This window comes from Sinorhizobium sp. BJ1 (genome assembly GCF_002531555.1).
In the GTDB taxonomy this organism is placed as follows: domain Bacteria; phylum Pseudomonadota; class Alphaproteobacteria; order Rhizobiales; family Rhizobiaceae; genus Sinorhizobium; species Sinorhizobium fredii_B.
In genome coordinates, this window is record NZ_NWTH01000010.1 from 153449 (window position 1) to 170413 (window position 16965).

Here is a 16965-nt window from a genome sequence, read left to right on the forward strand (position 1 = left end):
CCGACCATCGCAGCGCGTCGCCACGGAGTGCGCGCAAGCCCTCGTTGCCATCTCCCTCCCGATGGCAGTCTTGCCCCCTCCCGGGGGCTTTTTTTCATCTCCGGTGCCCCCATCGCCGGCGGATAGTTCGTCCCTATCGAAACCATGCCTGAACAGCATTTCAAAGAGCGAGAGCGGTCTGCGAAGCTTGCCTGCATCAGGCCGATGTCCGGTCTGAACAACGTCAGATCCAGGAGATGTTCAATGATCAACACTCGCACACTCATCGGTTCCGCGCTTGCGGCGATCGCCTCCGTCTCGGCTTCGACGGCCTCGGCAGGCCCAGCCACCCAGCCCGAGTTCTCGTTCGAGAAGTGCTACGGCATCGTCAAAGCCGGGCAGAACGATTGCCAGACGGCAACCCATTCCTGCGCCGGCACCTCGACGATGGACGACCAGGCTGACGCCTGGATCTACGTGCCTGCCGGCACCTGCGGAAAAATCGCCGGCGGCAGCAACGCCCCCAAGGCCTGACGGCCTCCGACAACAAGCAAAAAAGGGAGTAGACCGATGCCCAAGACGTTTCCAACCCACCCGGTGCCGTGCGCTGCGGGCATCGGCCTCCGTTCGATACACATTGCCGAGATGCTTTCCCGCAGGCCTGCTGCGGGTTGGCTGGAAGTCCACGCCGAAAACTATATGGGGCAATCAGCGGCCGTGGATGCGCTCGAGAAGCTGCGCGACGTTTATCCGCTTTCGGTGCACGGCGTCGGACTGTCGCTCGGCAGCGCCTCAGGTCTCGACCGAGCGCATCTGGAGCGCCTGCGTCTCGTCTGCCAACGCTTCCAGCCGGCGATCGTCTCGGAGCACCTTGCCTGGAGCGTCGCCGACGGCGCCTACCTCAACGACCTCCTGCCGCTCCGTTACGACGACGAGGCGCTCGCCATCGTTTCCGGGAACGTCGGCCGACTGCAGGACACGCTCAAGCGCCAGGTGTTCATCGAAAACCTTTCGGCCTATCTGGCCTTCGCAGAATCGAGCATGACCGAGGCCGAGTTCCTGAGCGAGCTCGTCAACCGGACCGGTTGCGGCTTGCTGCTGGACGTCAACAACGTCCATGTCTCCGCAAGCAACCTCGATTTCGATGCACTGGCCTTCATCGACGCCCTTCCTGCCGACGCGATCGGCGAAATCCACCTTGCCGGCCACGCGGTCAACGAAGTGGACGGCGACGTCATTCTCGTCGACGACCATGGGTCGCGTGTGCCGCCGGCCGTCTGGTCGCTCTATGCCCACGCTCTCCGCAGGATCGGCCCACGACCGACACTGATCGAGTGGGACACGGATGTGCCGCCGCTCGGGGCCCTATTGGGCGAAGCCATGTGGGCGGACATGCTCGCCCGCCGTATCGCCTTCGACGAGCGCCCGGAGGAGCCGCCGGTCGCCGTGCCGGACAGCCGCTTCGAGACAATGACGCTCCCCCGCCGCGACGACGCGAGTGGCATCCGTTTCCCGGCGCTCGCTGCCATCGCAGCAGTTAGAGCCGCTTGCGGCAAGTGCGCAGCAGACCATTACAGGAGGGACGGCCATGTCCTCCATTGAAACCCTGCAGCGCGTCGTCGCGCGTGCGGTTCTGACGACCGGGCCTGCCGATATCCTGCCACTTCTCGAGCGGGGTCGCTTCGACCCCGCAAAGCGGCTCAATATCTACCGCAACAATACGCTGGTCTCGCTCACGACGACGTTGAAGGCCGTGTTTCCCGTGACGGTGCGGCTGCTCGACGAGCGCTACTTCGGTTATGTGGCCGGCTGCTTCATCCGGAACAGCCCGCCACAAGAGCCGCGCCTTTCGCGTTACGGCGCAGGATTTGCGCCATTCCTCGCGCGCTTCGAGGGAACCGCCGATATGCCGTTCGTTTCCGAGGTGGCGCGCCTGGAGTGGAAGATCGCCGAAGCGCTCGACGCGCCATTGGAGCGGCCAAGCACACTCATCGAGCTCTACGAGGGGGTTTCGAGCGGGTCCTTCGCGCTCTTTCTACAGCCTTCGCTGCGACTTGTTCCCTGCCGCTGGCCCGCCCTCAGCATATGGGCGGCGCACCAGCAGGGAGGCGATCCCGACAGGCTCGCCCATTTCAAACGCGAGCCGGAGCGCATTGCGCTGTGGAGACATGCCGACACCGTTCGGTTCCTGTGCCTAGACGCCGCGGAGTTTGCTTTCTGGCACGTGTTGATGCGGGGCAGGGGACTCGAGGCCGCGGTCGCCCGCGCCTGCCGCCACTCGCCCGAGTTCGATATCGCTCGAGCGCTGACGGGCCTATTCGTCAGCGAGCTCGTCGTCAGCATCCATCGCACGAAGGAGTCTTCCAACCAACGGGAGAGAGTGTCATGACCACGATGCGCGCAACACCGATGAGTTTTTCCAGAACGATATACAGGGTTCACGACACTGTCGTGGAGTGGGCGACCGCCCTGCCGCTATCGATCGTGCAGTTGGCATCGCGCGTGGCGGTCGCAGAGGTATTCTGGCAGTCCGCCCAGACGAAGCTCGCCTCGTGGCCGGTCACGCTCCAGCTGTTCTCCTTCGAATATCGCTTGCCGCTGCTCGATCCCGGGCTGACCGCCCTCATGGCGACAGCGGCGGAACTCAGTGGCGCGGCGATGCTCGGATTGGGACTGCTCGCGCGGCTCGCCTCACTGATGCTGCTTGGGGTCGTCGCCACCATCCAGATCTTCGTCTACCCGGATCATTGGGTCGAGCATCTGATGTGGACGAGCCTGCTTTTGCTCATCCTCTCGCGCGGCGCCGGCGTGTTTTCCGTCGATCATCTGGTCGCCCGACGCGTCCGTGCCGGAGGCTGAGCGATGTCGGTGACGCCTGTTCAGAGCGCCTCCGTGCCGGGCGAGGTTGCGGCCGGCACGAACAAGGCAAAGCATCGGCCGCGCGTGGTCATTCTCGGGGCGGGCTTCGGCGGCTTGAACGCGGCGATGGCGCTTCGCCGCGCGCCGGTGGAAGTCACCGTCATCGACCGGCGAAACTATCACCTGTTCCAGCCTCTGCTTTACCAGGTCGCGACCGCGGGACTCTCACCGGCGCAGATTGCCATGCCCATCCGCCGCATTCTTTCGCGGCAGTCGAACGCCACGGTCCTGATGGACAAGGTTGAGGCGGTCGATACCGCCGCGCGATGGGTCGTGACCGGCAGCCGGCGCATCCCCTATGACTACCTGATCGTCGCAACCGGCGCCCGCCACACTTATTTCGGCAACGATGCCTGGGCGGACCACGCCCCGGGCCTGAAGACAATCACGGATGCGACGGCGATCCGCGCGCGCATCCTCTCCGCCTTCGAACGGGCGGAGGTGACCGATGACGCCCGTTTGCGCCAGACGCTATTGACCTTTGTTGTCGTCGGCGGCGGGCCGACCGGTGTCGAACTCGCCGGCGCGATCGCCGAGCTCTCGCGAAGAACGATCGTTCGTGATTTCCGACGCATCGATTCATCCTCCGCCCGGGTCGTGCTCGTCGAAGCGGGTGAGCGGATACTGCCGGCGATGCCGCCCTTCCTTTCGAGAAAGGCCCAGAGACAACTCGAGAGGCTTGGCGTCGAGGTCCTGCTCGGCAATGCCGTCGCCGGCTGTGATGACAGCGGCGTACGGCTGGCCGACGGAACTGAAATCGGCTCCGCCTGCATTCTCTGGGCCGCAGGCGTCATGGCTTCGCGCGCCGCCAAGTGGATCGGTGCGGCGGCGGACCGCGCCGGACGGGTCTTGGTCGACCGGCGTCTAAATCCGCCGGGGCATGACAAAATATTCGTCATCGGTGACACGGCCTCGGTGACCGGTGCGGCCGGACGTCCTGTACCGGGCGTGGCGCCAGCAGCCAAGCAGATGGGGCGTTACGCGGCCCACGCCATTCTCGGCGACATGGCGGGACGGCAATCGGCGCCCTTCCGTTATCGTGACCACGGCAATCTCGCGACCATCGGCCGCAAGGCAGCGGTTGCGGATTTCGGCAAGGCCAGGCTCTCCGGCTATTCCGCATGGCTCGTCTGGAACTTCGCCCATCTCTGGTTCCTCGTCGGCTTCCGTAATCGCCTCGTCGTCTTTCTCGACTGGGCGGTCGCCTATGTCCGCAACGATCGCGCCGCGCGGCTGATCACCGGCCAACACGACACCTAGCGATGTACCGCCCGAAGCTGGCCCAGGTCATTATCGTGATCCTCATGCTAGCGGTGCTCTCCACCGCCGCGCTGATCCATCTCATCTGGCAGCGCGCAGCCGGCGAGAACATCGAGGAGATCGTCGCCAGTCTCGATGCCCAGACGGCGGGATCCGTCAGGAACGACCTGTCCCGCACGCTGTCGCTCGTGACGAGCACCGCCGAAGTTGTCCGCTCCATCTTCTTCCAGGGGGCGATCGGCGCCAATGACGAGGTCAAGCGCGAGTTCCTGTTCCTGTCGCTGTTGCGCGAGCAGCCGGCGATCGCCTGGATCGGCTTCGGCTTTCCGGATGGGCGCTTTTTCGGGTCGCATGCGACCGCCGACGGCCGGATCGAGATGGTCGAAATCGGCGCCGCGGAAGCCGGCGAGCTCCGTCCGCTGCGGCGCGATCTCTACCGACCGATCCCGGGCGACATATTTTTCGAGGAGCGCATCAAGGCGGAGAGCGCCTATGTGGCACTCGGCGCCCCCTGGTATCGATTGGGCAAGGAAACCGGAGAGCCCGTTTGGACGGTCACCAATGTGCTGCCGAACGGTTTCGAACCCGCGGTGGTGCTGTCGAAGCGCGTCGTGAGCTTCGGAAAGTTTACCGGCGTGGTGATGGTGGCTGTTAGCCTCCGGCGCCTTTCCGAGGCGCTGCAGGCGCAAGAACTACCAGTGCTCGGGAAAGCCTTCGTTCTTGACGAGCGCGGGCGGGTACTTGCGACATCGCAACCTTCCGACGGCGTGATGGCGGCGCATTTTTCCGACTTTCCGGCCTCCGATGCCGTGGCGGCGGCGGCCGCCGAGGCTGTCGCGGCCAACAAGGTCGACGCCTTCCGAGCTGTAGTGCCAAACGCTTTGCTCGGGCCCGTCTTCGTGTCGTCGTCGCGCCTGCCGTTCGAGAACTGGCGCCTAGTTACCGCCACCCCGCGCTCGATCTTCGCAGGCGGTATCGACAAGAATATCCGCCGCATAGCCATAGTCGTGCTCGCCATGACCGCGCTTGCCGCAGCAACTGCCGTCGGCTTTGCAAATTTTCTCTTTGCCCGTCCGCTCGCCCGGCTGGCGGAGCAATTGCGTGCGGTCGAGCGCTTCTCGCTGGAAAGCGTCCGCCATCACCCGACCTTCCTCGCCGAGCTCAACGATTTCTCCCAGGCATTGAAGCGCATGGCCGTCGGTCTTTCGGCCTTTGCCCGCTACATGCCGCTCGATGTCGTGCGACCGCTGGTCGAAGGCAGCATTGAGCCGAAGCCCGGCGGCGAGCTCTGCGAGGCGACCGTCATGTTCGCGGACCTACCCGGTTTCACCGAGCTGACGGAGAGGCTCGGACCCGGCGTCGAGCCGCATCTGACGCGCTTCCTGACTATTGCGGTCGCCGCTGTTCATGCGGAGGGTGGCACGGTCGACAAGTTTATCGGGGATGCGGTTATGGCGATCTGGAATGCGCCGGGCAAGCAGGCGGATCATGCCGCCCGCGCCTGCCGCGCGGCTGTCGCGATCCGGAGGGCAATGCATGACGAGCCGCCAATTGCGGCCGGCGAGAATGCGATCCGCGTGCGCATCGGTATCAACAGCGGCACGGCGCTGATCGGCAATATCGGCTCCGCCGAGCGGCTGAGCTACACCGCCATCGGCGACACGGTCAATCTCGCGAGCCGGCTGGTGAATGTGGCCAAGGAGCGCGGCGTCGAAATCGTGATCAGCGACGCGACCATGCGCGAGCTCGGGGCAGAGCCAATAACGAGGCCGCTCGGGCTTGCGGCGGTCCGCGGCAAGGCCAAGCCCGTTGGCGTACATACGATTGACCAGCCAAACGTTCGGTCCGCGGGAGGAAGCGATGGAAATGGCGATTACGACGGTGGCGATGCTCGCGTGCCTGCAACTCAAGCACTACCTCGTTGATTATGTGCTGCAGCCAGCCTGGATCCTGCGCGGCAAGGGCAATTTCCGCATGATCGGCGGCTATGTGCATGCGGGCGGGCACGCGCTCGGAACCGTGCCGGCGCTGATGCTGGCCGGAATCGGGTTGATGCGTGTCACCATTCTCGTAGTCGCGGAATTCCTAACTCACTACCTCATAGATTATTGCAAGGCATTGCTGTCACAGCATAGCCGCGCGGATGCTACGACCCGGGCCTACTGGGCCATGCACGGAGCCGATCAACTGCTGCACCAGCTCACCTACGCGGCGCTGATCCTTGCCGCGCTGCTGTAGGTGCTTTCGTCCCTACGCTAAACATGCGACTGGCAGGGAACGGGCGTTGTTTGCGATGGCGTATTCGACGAAGAATCCTAGCTTGTTCTGGTTCTGTGCTGAAAAGATCGCATAATGTATCGACTGGAACGGTGCGGCGCCGGATTCCTCCATCAGAGCTGATGTGCCCGCTGGGGTAGCTGGGGTCCCGCTGCACTTGTTATTTCTTCCTCTGATGCTATATGTAGGTAATTACCTACATGGAGGTGAGCCGTGGGTATCACGACCCTTTCCAGCCGAGAGCTGAACCATGACGTGAGTAGCGCTAAGAAGGCAGCCAAAGGCGGCCCGGTCATCATAACCGACCGCGGCAAGCCTTCCCATGTCCTAATGACCTATGATGAATTTGAGCGCTTGACAGGTAAGCACCGCAGTCTTGTCAACGCGCTCGCCATGCCTGGCCTCTCGGCGATCGATTTTGAGCCGCACCGCGTTGAAATCGGGCCGCGCGAAGTGGACTTGTCTTGAGGTACCTGCTGGATACCAATGTCATTTCCGAATTGCGCAAGGTCGGCGACCGCCAGGCCGATGCCAATGTAGTGGCGTGGGTCGGAGCGGAGGATGCGACTCGCTTCTTCCTTTCGGCCATCACCATGCTTGAGCTGGAGCGCGGTGTCCTCGGGGTACAGCGCCGGGACGCCGCACAAGGTGCTCGACTGCGTTCTTGGCTTGACAGTCACGTGCGCCCGGAATTCGCCGGCCCGTATTCTGCCGGTAGACGATGCGGTTGCGACACGTTGCGCGCACCTGCACATCCCCGACCGGCGCAATGAGGCCGACGCGCTGATTGCGGCGACGGCTCTCGTCCATGACATGATCGTCGTGACGCGAAACACCAGAGACTTCGAAGGCACCGGCGTCATTGTCGTCGATCCCTGGCAAGGCTGACCGTTTCACTTCTATCCGAATACAGGCGGTCCCTGGCCGGGCGAGCTCGACTGCGGGGCCGACCGATCGAATCCGTTCAGAGCGTGAGATTTTGCGTGGCACACCTCGTGTTATACTAACGTTCGATGGGTTCGCCGAGCGAGGCGACGCCGTTCAGCTTCAGCAGGCGCCGGTCTGCCGAAATGATGCCGAGTACGACAATCGTGACCAGATAAGGCAGGCTCGCAAGCACTTGTGACGGAACGTCGAGTCCGGTCGCCTGGGCTGCGAGGCCCATGAGCGATACGGCGCCAAAGAGGCATGCCCCCAGGAAGATCCGGGCGGTGAGCCATGTTCCGAAGACGACGAGTGCGATTGCGATCCAGCCGCGCCCGGCAATCATCCCGTCGGCCCACAGAGGTGTGTAGACAACGGCCGCATAGGCTCCGGCAAAGCCTGCCATCGTTCCGCCAATTGCAACGGCGGCGAAGCGTATGGCAACGACCGAATAGCCGATGGCGTGAGCCGCTTTCGGGTTCTCGCCGGTCGCCCGGACGACGAGGCCGACCTTCGTGCAGGCAAACATCACCCAGATGGCGAGGGTCGCGGCAAGGGACAGCCAGACGACGATGTCCTGAGTGAACAGGCGGCCGACCAGCGGGATTTCCGAAAGCCATGGTAATGCAAGCCTGGGAAGCCCCTTGACCGTAAGGCTTTCATAGGTCTTGCCGAACAGCGCCGAGAGACCCTGGCCGAGGATACCTATGGCAAGGCCTGTCGCCACCTGGTTCGCGCGAAATCCGAGCGCGACGAGAGCGAAAACGAGAGAGAGGAGGGCACTGCCGAGACCTGCGGCGACGAAACCCAGGAGGTGCCCCCCGCCATGATAGACGACAATGAAGGCGAGCACTGCGCCGAATGCCATCAAGCCCTCCACGCCCAGGTTAAGAACCCCGGCCCGCTCGACGACCAGCTCTCCGAGAGCTGCAAGCAGAAACGGTGTCGCAGCCGCGAGCATTCCGGCGAGAATGAACTCGATGGCGTTCATGGCTGGCTCCGGTAGACGGGACGGCGCCATTCGAGACGGTATCGCACGAAGGCGATTGCGATGAGATAGGCGAGCAGCAGACTGCCCTGAAAGACGCGGACCGCGGCGATCGGCAGATTTGTCGACACCATGGCATTGTCCCCCCCGATGTAGAGGATCGCCATGAAGAGAGCCGAGACAACGATGCTGATCGGATGCAGGCCGCCGAGATAAGCGACGATAATGGCCGCATAGCCATAACCGGTCGAAATCGAGCGCTGTAGCTGGCCAAGGGGACCGCTAACCTCGGCTGCGCCGGCAAGACCGGCCGCGCATCCGCCGATCAGAAGAGAAAGCCAGATCGCCCACCCCTCGTTGAAACCGGCGTAGCGGGCGGCACGCGGCGCGAGGCCGCCGACCTGGAGCTTGTAGCCGACAAAGCTCTTCTGCATGAAGATCCATGCCGCAATCGACAGGGCGATCGTCAGGAGAAGCGAGACGTTGACACGGGTACCGGAGATCAGGACCGGCACCATCGCGTCATACTGGAACATGACGGACTGAGGGAAGTTGAAGCCGTTGGGATCCTTCCAGGGGCCAAGGAGCAGGTAGTTGAGGAACTGCGCGGCAACGAGGCTCAGCATCAGTGACACGAGGATCTCGTTCGCGTTGAGTCTGACGCGCCAGAAGGCGGTAATCGAAGCCCACAGGGCGCCACCGACTGCCCCAACGAGCAGCATCACCGGCCAGATCCACTGGCCCGTTGCCTGCGGGAACCATACAGGAATGGCCGAGGCGAATATCGCTCCCAGAATGAACTGGCCCTCGGCACCGATGTTGAAGACCTTCGCGCGAAAGCCGATCGCGAGGCCCTGTGCGATGAGGAGGAGGGGCCCCGTCTTCAGCAGCACCTCTGAGAACGACGCCCAGGACAGGAACGGCTCGAGAAGCATCGCGTATAGGACGGCGACTGGATCGCGGCCCATCAGGACGTAGAGCCCGAGATTGAGAACGGTCGCCACGGCCAGGGCGACGGGAGGCGCAAGGACCGTCGCGGCAAGCGAGGCGCGCTCCCGGCGGACAAGAGTGGGAAGCAAGGCTGCAGAAAAAGCGCTCATGCCAGAGCCTTCTCGCGCGAAGGATGTGCGCCGATCATGTATCGGCCGATCTCCTCGGGTCGCGTGTCCCGTGTGACGAGTGGCGGGCTCAGCGTGCCGTGGTGCAGCACCTGGATGGAATCGCAGAGTTCGAAAAGCTCCTCGAGTTCCTCGGAAATGACGAGGATGGCCGTGCCCTCATTTCGCAGCGTGACGAGCCGACTGCGGACGGCGGAAGCGGCGCCGACGTCGACGCCCCAGGTCGGCTGCGCCACGAACAGCAGTTTCGGAGAAAGCATGATCTCGCGGCCGACAATGAATTTCTGCAGATTGCCGCCGGAGAGCGCGCCGGCTTCCGCGTCTGGGCCGAGCGTGCGGACATCGTATTGACGGATGCACTCGTTGGTGAACGCCTTCGCCTTCGCCTTGTCGACGAGACCTTGCCTGAGAAGGCCGAGCGGATGCGCGGTCAGGAGGCTGTTGAGAACGAGCGACATTTCAGGTACGGCACCGCGTCCGAGCCGGTCTTCGGGGACGAACGCAAATCCAAGCTGCCGTCGGGCAGCCGCGTCGAGCGTGCCGACATCCTTGCCCATCATGTAGATCCGGTCCCGCTGTTCCCCCGGCAGGACCGCTTCGCCGGATATCAACGCGGCAAGCTCGCTTTGCCCGTTACCCGAAATCCCGGCTATTCCAAGGATTTCGCCGGCACGGACCGTGAGGTTAACGTTGGACAGCGCCACGGCAAAAGGGTCGTCCGGCCGGTAGTCGAGGCCGACGATCTCAAGCCGCTTTTCTCCGCCAGACTGGGGAAGCGCCGGCATCGGCTCCGGCATGTCGCGGCCGATCATCATGCGGGCAAGGTCATGCGCATCATGTTCGCGCGGGTCCACATGGCCGGTGACGCGCCCGGCGCGCAGGATGGTCGCCCTGTCGCAGATCGCCCGAATTTCCTCGAGCTTGTGGGAGATGAACAGGATGGAAACACCGCCGTCGCGCAGACGTCGCAGGGTATCGAAGAGCTTGTCCACCGATTGCGGCGGCAGGACGGAGGTGGGTTCGTCGAGGATCAGCAGCCTCGGCTTAATCATCAGGCATCGGATGATCTCCACCCGCTGCCGCTCGCCGACGGAAAGCGCGTGCACATGGGCGAGCGGATCGACTTCGAGGCCGAATTCGCGTCCAAGCGTCTGTATGCGCTCCGTGAGATCGGCTTTCCGGTCGGGAACGACCAGTTGAATGTTCTCCACGACCGTCAGGGTCTCGAAGAGCGAGAAGTGCTGGAAGACCATCCCGATCCCCTTGCGCCTCGCCTCCGCAGGGGAGGCAAGGTTCAAGGGCTCTCCTTCCCAGACGATGGTTCCGCCGTCTGGCTGCTCGACGCCGTAGATCAGCTTCATCAGCGTCGATTTGCCCGCTCCGTTCTCTCCGAGGATCGCATGAATCGACTGTGGAGCCACGTCCAAACCGATGCCCTGATTGGCTTGGATCTGGCCGTAGCTTTTGCAAATGCCGCGAAGCGACAGGAGGGGAGCGGTCATGGCTCACTTCGGCAGGGGCGTGGTGACGCCCTTGACGTGCCAGTCCATCGCGACGATCTCGCCATCGGTGAGCGTTGCACCGGAGGCGGCCGCTTCGCTGCCGTCGGCCCTGGTGATCGGCCCGGTGAAAGGCGAGAAGCTGCCATCGGCGATCTTCGCCTCGATCTCCTTGATCCTGGTCATGATGTCGGCCGGAATATCCGGATTCCAGTCGACAACCTCGACGACCTTGTCGGCGACGCCGAGGAAGGCATTGGCGCCCTTGAACGTGCCGGCGACATGGGCGTCGACCGAGGCCTTGAAGAAAGGCGACCAGTCGGTCGCCACGCAGCCGAGATAGGTCTTCGGAGCGTAGCTCTTCATCGACGAGTTGAGGTTGAACGCATAGACGCCGGCCTCCTCGCAGGCTGCGATGACGGACGGCGTATCCTGCGCGTTTGAGAAGATCACATCGCACTTCTGCGCGATCAGAGCCTTTGCCGCTTCCTGCTCTTTGGCCGGGTCGAACCACGAGTTCACCCACACGACCGACACCTCGATATCAGGGTTCACCGCCTGGGCGCCCAGAGTGAAGGCGTTGATGGACGTGATCAGCTCCGGGATGGCGAAGGCGGATACGGAGCCCAGCTTGCCGGTCTTGGAGAGCGCGGCGGCAGCCATGCCAAGCAAGTAGGTCCCCTGGAAATACTTGGCCGCAAAAGGCGAGAAGTTCGGAGCCACCTGAAAACCGGAGGCATGCAGCACGGTGACGGCCGGATTCCGGCGAGCGATCTGCAGAGCGCCGTTCTGATAGCCGAACGAGCCTGCGATCAGGATGTTATTCCCGTCGGCGACGGTCTTGTTCATGATGCGGTCGGCGTCCGGACCTTCCTGAATGTTCTCGATGACGGTGACCTTCACCTTGTCGCCGTAAGCGGCCTTGACCGGCTCGAGGCCGGCGGCGAGCGCATGGCCCCAACCGACATCGCCTACCGGGGAGGGGATTACGAGGGTGATCCCGAGCGGCTCGTCGGCCGCCATGGCGGCCTGGCCGCCGAGCGCGCTGGCGAGGCCGGAGGCGGCAACGCCCTTCATCAGTGTCCTGCGAGTCAGGTTTGTCAGCATGTCAGTTCCCCTGTTTTGTGTCTTAAAGTTCCACTGTGGCGAGAGCGGCCTCGGCCTCCGCGAACAGCCGCGCCTCGTCGAGCCCGATGAATTCACCCTTCGCCCAGACGATGCGGCCGTTGATCATGGTCATGTCGGTCGGCAGACCGATGCCCACTTTGGCAATCAGGCTCAGCGGATCATGCCGTGTGCCGACGTAGTCCATGCGCCGTGTGTCGATTGCAAATAGGTCGGCGGCCATGCCGGGGGCGAGCCGACCGATGTCGCGGCGGCCGAGGAGGGCCGCACCACCGGCGGTGGCATAGCCGAGAAAGTCGACCGGGGGCGGGACGGGATGCGCGCGCGTCGACGCTTTCAGGCACTGCAGCATGTAGGCGGAGTGCACGCAGTGCATCAGGTTTGAATTGTCATTCGAGGCAGCTCCGTCGCAGCCGAGACCCACCCGGAGACCGAAGGCCGACATGGCCGGAATATCCGTTACCTCGGCGCCGACCAGATAGACCGGCTCGGGGCAGTGAGCGATACCGGTCCCACTCGCGGCCATCGTTCGCAGTTCGTCGTGGGTCAGTTCCCAGCAATGGGCATAGAAGGTATCGGGGCCGGCAAAGCCGAGCTCCGCGCAGTAGTCCACCGTCCGCATGCCGTGCCGGGCCTCGATGACCGGGCTCTCGCCTTCGCCCACATGCGTATGCAACTGCACGCGGCGATCGCGCGCCAGCGCCGCCGACTCCACGAACGTCTCGCGGTAGCAGTTGACGGGCTGGCAGGGTGCGACCACGACCTGCCGCATACTGAAGGGGCCGGCATCGTGATAGGTGTCGATCAGGCGGGTGCAATCGGCAATGAATTCGTCGGTCGTTTCCAGCATGGCGTCTGGAATGGTCGAGCCTTCGGATTTCGGCAACGTGTTGCCGCCGCGACCCGCATGAAAGCGCATGCCAAGAAGATCGGCGGCCTCGAACTGCCGGTCGATCAGCCGTTTGCCGGCGTGCCGCGGGAAGCAGTACTGGTGGTCGAACGCCGTCGTGCAGCCGTGCTTGATTAACTCGGCCATTGCCGTGAGCGAGGCATGGTAGAAGCAGTCCTCGGTCAGTCGCGAGAAGATCGGATAGATACGGTCGAGCCATTCGATCACCGAAAGCTTCGTCCAATCGAGATCCGCGCGGTTGCGCACGAAGCACTGGAAGAAGTGGTGGTGCGTGTTGACGAGGCCCGGATATACGAACCAGCCGGTGGCGTCGTGCGTGATCGTCCCGGCAGGCAACTCTCCTTTGTGAAGGCCTTCGCCGATTTTGTCTATCGCGGGACCATTCGTCAGCAAGTCTACGTTGCGGTAGACGGTCGGCCCCCTGCCGTCGTCCGCGATGATCGCCGCGCAGTTCCGCAACAGGTAACCGGGCACGTCAAACCTCCCCCGGTTCGACATCAGGTTCAGGCTTCAGCTCGTGCAGCCGGTGAATCCCAGGCATCTCGACGAAGTGTTCGAGGCCGCGGATTGCGCGGGACCAGAGCCGGATGGCGGGATAGGGGTCGAGCGGTACACCGCCGTCGGGCGCGAGTGCGACGTAGGGAAAGCATGCGATATCAGCAACCGTCGGCTGGTCGCAGGCGAGGAACCGCATGCCGCGCAGGCCCTGTTCGACCAGGCCAGCTTCGAGCTCGCGAAGCGCCGAGATGCCCTGCGCTTGAAGTTTGGCGATGTCCCCCGGACGCAGCAGCATTTCATAGAGGCGCGCGCCTCCGAGGCTCGCCGTCAGCCGGTGCGAGAACGAGAGCCACTGCTGGACGCGCGCGCTTTCCTCCGGTGAGCCGATGCCGAGCCACTCCGGCCCCGCCTGTGCGGCCAGGTAGACGAGCATGGCGGCGGATTCGGTAAGGATGAGGTCGCCGTTTTCGAGGATTGGGATGGAACCCGCCGGATTGAGCGCCATGAGCTCAGGGCCGCGATGCTCGGCGCCGGGATGGAAGTCCGCCGGCCGGATTTCCAGCTTCACGCCGGTGAGTGCTGCCATGAGGCGCACCTTGTAGCAACTGGGAGAGAGAACGTAATCGTAGAGCTTCATTGCGCCACCAGCTGTGCGCCGTATGTGTAGTTGTGGCGTTTCAGCCAGCGTCGGTAGGCGACCGACGTCAAGTCGGCTCTCGTGGGGATTTCCATCCCTGGGTCGAGCGGCAGGAGCCGGGGGATCTGGTTTTCAAGAATCGACCGGTCCTGCAGAAAGATGGTCTGCTGAAAGTGGATGAGGTCGGTCATCGGCGTGACATCGTCGAAAAGAGCCATCCACGGCCAGACATCGCACAGGTCTTCGGCAAGCGGCTGGACGAAGAGGGTGATGACGTCCCACTCGCCCGGACGGGGCGGACACGTCTTGTAGAGAACGCAGCAGGTCGGCGCCGGCACGCGGTACATGTATTCCGTCGTGATGCCGCCGCTTGCCGATTTGGCAGCCTGGGGCTGGTAGAATTTCACCTGCGTCGCCCAGACCTCATCCTCATTCTGCCGGATCTCGACCTTGTAGTCCTGCACCTCCGTATGCGGCTCTGCGCCCAGGATGTCGGTGTGCACGAAAGGGAAATGCGCGATGTCGAGAAAGTTCTCCACTGCGCGGAGCGGTGAGCAGCGGACCCGAACCACGCCGACTTCGACAAATCGTCGCCCGGGCTGGTCAGCTTCGGGAATCGCAAAAAGGTCTTTCCGCGGTTTGCCGAGCGACGACCAGACGTGACCGTAGCGGACGCGAACGGGGAGCGTCCGCCCATCTTCAGATGTTACTTTGACTTCGCCCCCGGGGGCGAATGCCACCTCGATCGGCTCTCCCATCAGGGCCGTTTTCCATCCGTCCTCGATCTGGCTAAAGAGGCCGACGGGATACCACTCGTCGATCATGGCGTCCTCGGTCATGACGCAATGCCTTTCGCCTGAAGATATTCGGCCGTCCGTCGCAAGCTCTCGGTGGCACGGGAGGCGGCGACGCGCTGGGACGCACTGCTTTTGTCGTCCAGCAGAACATGGATCAATGTTTGGTCGTCTTCCTGCGGGACAAGCAGCAGCCGGATCTCTTGCGAACTCTGCACCTGCCAGACAAGTCCCTCAGGATCGGCCTTCGCGCCCGCCACAGCCTCAAGCACGGCGATGCCGGCATGCGCCGTCAGCGAACGCAACGGAGCAAGGCCTTCGAGTCGCGGCGGCTGCTTTGTGGGTTCTCCGACCGCCACCCATATGACTCCGCCGGACTCTTTGACCTCATGCGTTTCTACGCGGATCGTTTCCGGCGGCGTGAGAGCTGGATGGGCCGGGATGCGCAGACAGTTTCCAGTCCGGGCATAACTCCAGCCGTGATAGATGCAGGAAAGAGCCTCGCCACGCACGAAGCCGTGAGACAGGCGCATACCGCGATGCGGGCAACGGTCCGCCGAGGCCGCCGCATGCCCGGACTGACTTCGCCAGAGGGCAATCGGTCCGGCGGGTGTCCGTGCCGGCATGACGGTTCCTGCTGGCAAATCCGCGGAAAGAGCGACTGGCGTCCACTCGGATAGCATAACTCAACTCTCTAAATGATACCAACGCTTTACTGGTGCAAATCCGAAGTGGACGCGGACGGCTTGCTGCTCAGTGTCATCACGTTTGCATAATTATTCTGCATTGGCAATATTGATGAAATAAAAGGCAGTGGATGATCGAGCGGCCGCGTTAGTCGCTTCCGCGGTCGATCGGTATGCGGTCAATCGTTTCGACCCAGACGTCGATGGGGCCGAGCGAGCATCCCATCTCCATCATGTCGATCAGATCCGCCGGTCCGGCGATCTCAAGTTCGATCCGATCCGAACCGGCATGGGATACGGACTGCGAGAGCCCGAGCTTGGCTGCATGGCGCCGGATCCAGGGAACGAACGAGGCCGCATCAATATCGCCACGGATCGTCATGCGTTCTCGGAGGTGGCTCTGTTGTCGCTCCGTCATGAAAGGCCTCGCAGTTGGAGTCTCTAGTCACGACAACATATCGCGTGGATGCGCTTGCGGAAGCGTGTTCTACGAGCGAGGTGTCGCGGCGGTACCGGCCAAGGAGGTCTGCGGTGCGCAGCCCGCCTCGACAAATGCGAGCTTCACACTTGCCTTTATCACGTTTGCGCAGTGCTTTTTTCAACCTCGCTCTGCGCGCGGGTGGTCGCCAGGGCGAGGCTGGATGCAGGCTCTGCAGACCAGCAAAGCGGGAAGCCATACCCGCGAAGACGACCTGTCGCCAGCAAATCAACATATCGGCTATGGGGCGCATATCCATCTCCTCGCGCGTTACGCAACGTAGGCGAGCCCGACACCGGCGCTCACGATCACCGTGCCGGCGATGCGAAACGCCGCTGCGGCCACGTCATATCGGGCAATCCCACGGCAAGCGGCGATGCCGGCCATGTGCAGGATCACCGTGCCGCCGATGAACCCGAGGATATAGCCGAAGGGAGCGGCGGCCGGCCCCTCGGCTCCATGTGCCAAGCCATGGAAGAAGGCGAAGGCGGCGGTGCCCGTGACAGCCAGAGTGACCGGCACGTTCGCGTCTATGATCAGCGCTGCGCCGTAGATGATCACGGAGGCGAGGATCGCCGCTTCGACGAGCGGCACGGTCATGCCGGTCATGGCTACTGCTGCTCCCGCGACCATGGCCGAGACGAAGGCGACTGGCAATTGCCAGAGTGCCGGGCCGCCAAGCCGCGCGGCAATCAGCCCGACGGCGACCATGGCGAGCTGGTGATCAAGGCCTGAGAAGGGGTGGAGGAAGCCGCTTTCGATGCCGTGGACATGGTCGCCGATATGGGCCAGGGCCTGACCGGGCAAAGTGATTAGGAGGGCGGCGAGCGCAGCGATGGTCTGAAAAATCATGACGTTGCCTTTCTGAAGGAA

At 63.4% G+C, this 16965-nt stretch carries 18 protein-coding genes and 1 pseudogene; 9 read left to right on the forward strand and 10 right to left on the reverse strand.

Features of this window, described 5'->3' with window-relative positions:
• Positions 1 to 243: 243 nt before the first annotated feature.
• The 9 genes and pseudogenes from CO676_RS16390 to CO676_RS16430 all read left to right on the forward strand — a co-directional run bounded on the left by CO676_RS16390 (position 244) and on the right by CO676_RS16430 (position 7323).
• Positions 244 to 513: a DUF2282 domain-containing protein gene (locus CO676_RS16390; protein WP_097521838.1), complete on the forward strand. Its 270-nt coding sequence runs from the start codon at positions 244 to 246 to the stop codon at positions 511 to 513.
• Positions 514 to 549: 36 nt separating this feature from the next.
• Entirely contained in the window at positions 550 to 1581 is a 1032-nt protein-coding gene (locus CO676_RS16395; protein WP_097521839.1) for a DUF692 domain-containing protein, read from the forward strand.
• The gene (locus CO676_RS16400; RefSeq protein ID WP_097521840.1) at positions 1568 to 2368 is read left to right on the forward strand and encodes a putative DNA-binding domain-containing protein; all 801 of its coding nucleotides are present in this window, start codon (positions 1568 to 1570) and stop codon (positions 2366 to 2368) included. Before CO676_RS16395 ends, CO676_RS16400 begins: the two co-directional genes overlap by 14 nt.
• Positions 2365 to 2838 (forward strand): DoxX family membrane protein, encoded by a 474-nt coding sequence (locus CO676_RS16405; protein ID WP_097521841.1) that lies wholly within the window; start codon positions 2365 to 2367, stop codon positions 2836 to 2838. Before CO676_RS16400 ends, CO676_RS16405 begins: the two co-directional genes overlap by 4 nt.
• 3 nt (positions 2839 to 2841) lie before the next feature.
• Positions 2842 to 4158, forward strand: coding sequence for an NAD(P)/FAD-dependent oxidoreductase (locus CO676_RS16410; protein WP_097521842.1), 1317 nt, complete (start codon positions 2842 to 2844; stop codon positions 4156 to 4158).
• 2 nt (positions 4159 to 4160) lie between these two features.
• Entirely contained in the window at positions 4161 to 6083 is a 1923-nt protein-coding gene (locus CO676_RS16415; protein ID WP_097521843.1) for an adenylate/guanylate cyclase domain-containing protein, read from the forward strand.
• Positions 6019 to 6396: a DUF3307 domain-containing protein gene (locus CO676_RS16420; protein WP_097521844.1), complete on the forward strand. Its 378-nt coding sequence runs from the start codon at positions 6019 to 6021 to the stop codon at positions 6394 to 6396. Before CO676_RS16415 ends, CO676_RS16420 begins: the two co-directional genes overlap by 65 nt.
• Positions 6397 to 6648: 252 nt before the next feature.
• Positions 6649 to 6903, forward strand: coding sequence for a type II toxin-antitoxin system Phd/YefM family antitoxin (locus CO676_RS16425; protein WP_097521845.1), 255 nt, complete (start codon positions 6649 to 6651; stop codon positions 6901 to 6903).
• Positions 6900 to 7323 (forward strand): annotated as a pseudogene (locus CO676_RS16430) (type II toxin-antitoxin system VapC family toxin). Before CO676_RS16425 ends, CO676_RS16430 begins: the two are co-directional and overlap by 4 nt.
• A gap of 115 nt (positions 7324 to 7438) precedes the next feature.
• Here the strand turns inward: CO676_RS16430 and CO676_RS16435 are convergent.
• The 10 genes from CO676_RS16435 to CO676_RS16480 form a co-directional block, all read right to left on the reverse strand.
• Positions 7439 to 8350, reverse strand: coding sequence for an ABC transporter permease (locus CO676_RS16435; RefSeq protein WP_097521846.1), 912 nt, complete (start codon positions 8348 to 8350; stop codon positions 7439 to 7441).
• Positions 8347 to 9447 (reverse strand): ABC transporter permease, encoded by a 1101-nt coding sequence (locus tag CO676_RS16440; protein ID WP_097521847.1) that lies wholly within the window; start codon positions 9445 to 9447, stop codon positions 8347 to 8349. Before CO676_RS16440 ends, CO676_RS16435 begins: the two co-directional genes overlap by 4 nt.
• A complete protein-coding gene (locus CO676_RS16445) occupies positions 9444 to 10967 on the reverse strand; it encodes an ABC transporter ATP-binding protein (RefSeq protein ID WP_097521848.1) in 1524 nt (507 codons plus the stop codon). The genes CO676_RS16440 and CO676_RS16445 overlap by 4 nt, the downstream gene beginning before the upstream one ends.
• A gap of 3 nt (positions 10968 to 10970) precedes the next feature.
• Positions 10971 to 12068 carry a BMP family ABC transporter substrate-binding protein gene (locus tag CO676_RS16450; protein ID WP_179875509.1) on the reverse strand — a complete coding sequence of 366 codons (1098 nt, stop codon included), beginning with the start codon at positions 12066 to 12068 and terminating at the stop codon, positions 10971 to 10973.
• A 25-nt stretch (positions 12069 to 12093) separates the two neighbouring features.
• Positions 12094 to 13473, reverse strand: a complete 1380-nt coding sequence (locus CO676_RS16455; RefSeq protein WP_097521850.1) for an amidohydrolase — start codon at positions 13471 to 13473, stop codon at positions 12094 to 12096.
• 1 nt (position 13474) lies between these two features.
• Complete coding sequence (locus CO676_RS16460) at positions 13475 to 14134, reverse strand: glutathione S-transferase family protein (RefSeq protein ID WP_097521851.1); 660 nt, start codon at positions 14132 to 14134, stop codon at positions 13475 to 13477.
• Positions 14131 to 14973 (reverse strand): aromatic ring-hydroxylating dioxygenase subunit alpha, encoded by an 843-nt coding sequence (locus CO676_RS16465; protein ID WP_097521852.1) that lies wholly within the window; start codon positions 14971 to 14973, stop codon positions 14131 to 14133. The genes CO676_RS16460 and CO676_RS16465 overlap by 4 nt, the downstream gene beginning before the upstream one ends.
• On the reverse strand, positions 14970 to 15611 hold the full coding sequence (locus CO676_RS16470) for a Rieske 2Fe-2S domain-containing protein (protein WP_097521853.1): 642 nt from the start codon (positions 15609 to 15611) through the stop codon (positions 14970 to 14972). Before CO676_RS16470 ends, CO676_RS16465 begins: the two co-directional genes overlap by 4 nt.
• 151 nt (positions 15612 to 15762) lie before the next feature.
• On the reverse strand, positions 15763 to 16032 hold the full coding sequence (locus CO676_RS16475) for an acylphosphatase (protein ID WP_097521854.1): 270 nt from the start codon (positions 16030 to 16032) through the stop codon (positions 15763 to 15765).
• 330 nt (positions 16033 to 16362) lie between these two features.
• The gene (locus tag CO676_RS16480; RefSeq protein ID WP_097521855.1) at positions 16363 to 16944 is read right to left on the reverse strand and encodes a HupE/UreJ family protein; all 582 of its coding nucleotides are present in this window, start codon (positions 16942 to 16944) and stop codon (positions 16363 to 16365) included.
• Between the last annotated feature and the right edge of the window lie 21 nt (positions 16945 to 16965).

Bases quoted from the DNA above. Each gene is read 5' to 3' on its own strand.
- CO676_RS16460 (WP_097521851.1), bottom strand. From the start codon at position 14,134: ATGAAGCTCTACGATTACGTTCTCTCTCCCAGTTGCTACAAGGTGCGC.
- CO676_RS16435 (WP_097521846.1), bottom strand. From the start codon at position 8,350: ATGAACGCCATCGAGTTCATTCTCGCCGGAATGCTCGCGGCTGCGACA.
- CO676_RS16420 (WP_097521844.1), top strand. From the start codon at position 6,019: ATGGAAATGGCGATTACGACGGTGGCGATGCTCGCGTGCCTGCAACTC.
- CO676_RS16390 (WP_097521838.1), top strand. From the start codon at position 244: ATGATCAACACTCGCACACTCATCGGTTCCGCGCTTGCGGCGATCGCC.
- CO676_RS16470 (WP_097521853.1), bottom strand. From the start codon at position 15,611: ATGCTATCCGAGTGGACGCCAGTCGCTCTTTCCGCGGATTTGCCAGCA.
- CO676_RS16395 (WP_097521839.1), top strand. From the start codon at position 550: ATGCCCAAGACGTTTCCAACCCACCCGGTGCCGTGCGCTGCGGGCATC.
- CO676_RS16440 (WP_097521847.1), bottom strand. From the start codon at position 9,447: ATGAGCGCTTTTTCTGCAGCCTTGCTTCCCACTCTTGTCCGCCGGGAG.
- CO676_RS16405 (WP_097521841.1), top strand. From the start codon at position 2,365: ATGACCACGATGCGCGCAACACCGATGAGTTTTTCCAGAACGATATAC.
- CO676_RS16410 (WP_097521842.1), top strand. From the start codon at position 2,842: ATGTCGGTGACGCCTGTTCAGAGCGCCTCCGTGCCGGGCGAGGTTGCG.
- CO676_RS16415 (WP_097521843.1), top strand. From the start codon at position 4,161: ATGTACCGCCCGAAGCTGGCCCAGGTCATTATCGTGATCCTCATGCTA.
- CO676_RS16465 (WP_097521852.1), bottom strand. From the start codon at position 14,973: ATGACCGAGGACGCCATGATCGACGAGTGGTATCCCGTCGGCCTCTTT.
- CO676_RS16445 (WP_097521848.1), bottom strand. From the start codon at position 10,967: ATGACCGCTCCCCTCCTGTCGCTTCGCGGCATTTGCAAAAGCTACGGC.
- CO676_RS16400 (WP_097521840.1), top strand. From the start codon at position 1,568: ATGTCCTCCATTGAAACCCTGCAGCGCGTCGTCGCGCGTGCGGTTCTG.
- CO676_RS16475 (WP_097521854.1), bottom strand. From the start codon at position 16,032: ATGACGGAGCGACAACAGAGCCACCTCCGAGAACGCATGACGATCCGT.
- CO676_RS16480 (WP_097521855.1), bottom strand. From the start codon at position 16,944: ATGATTTTTCAGACCATCGCTGCGCTCGCCGCCCTCCTAATCACTTTG.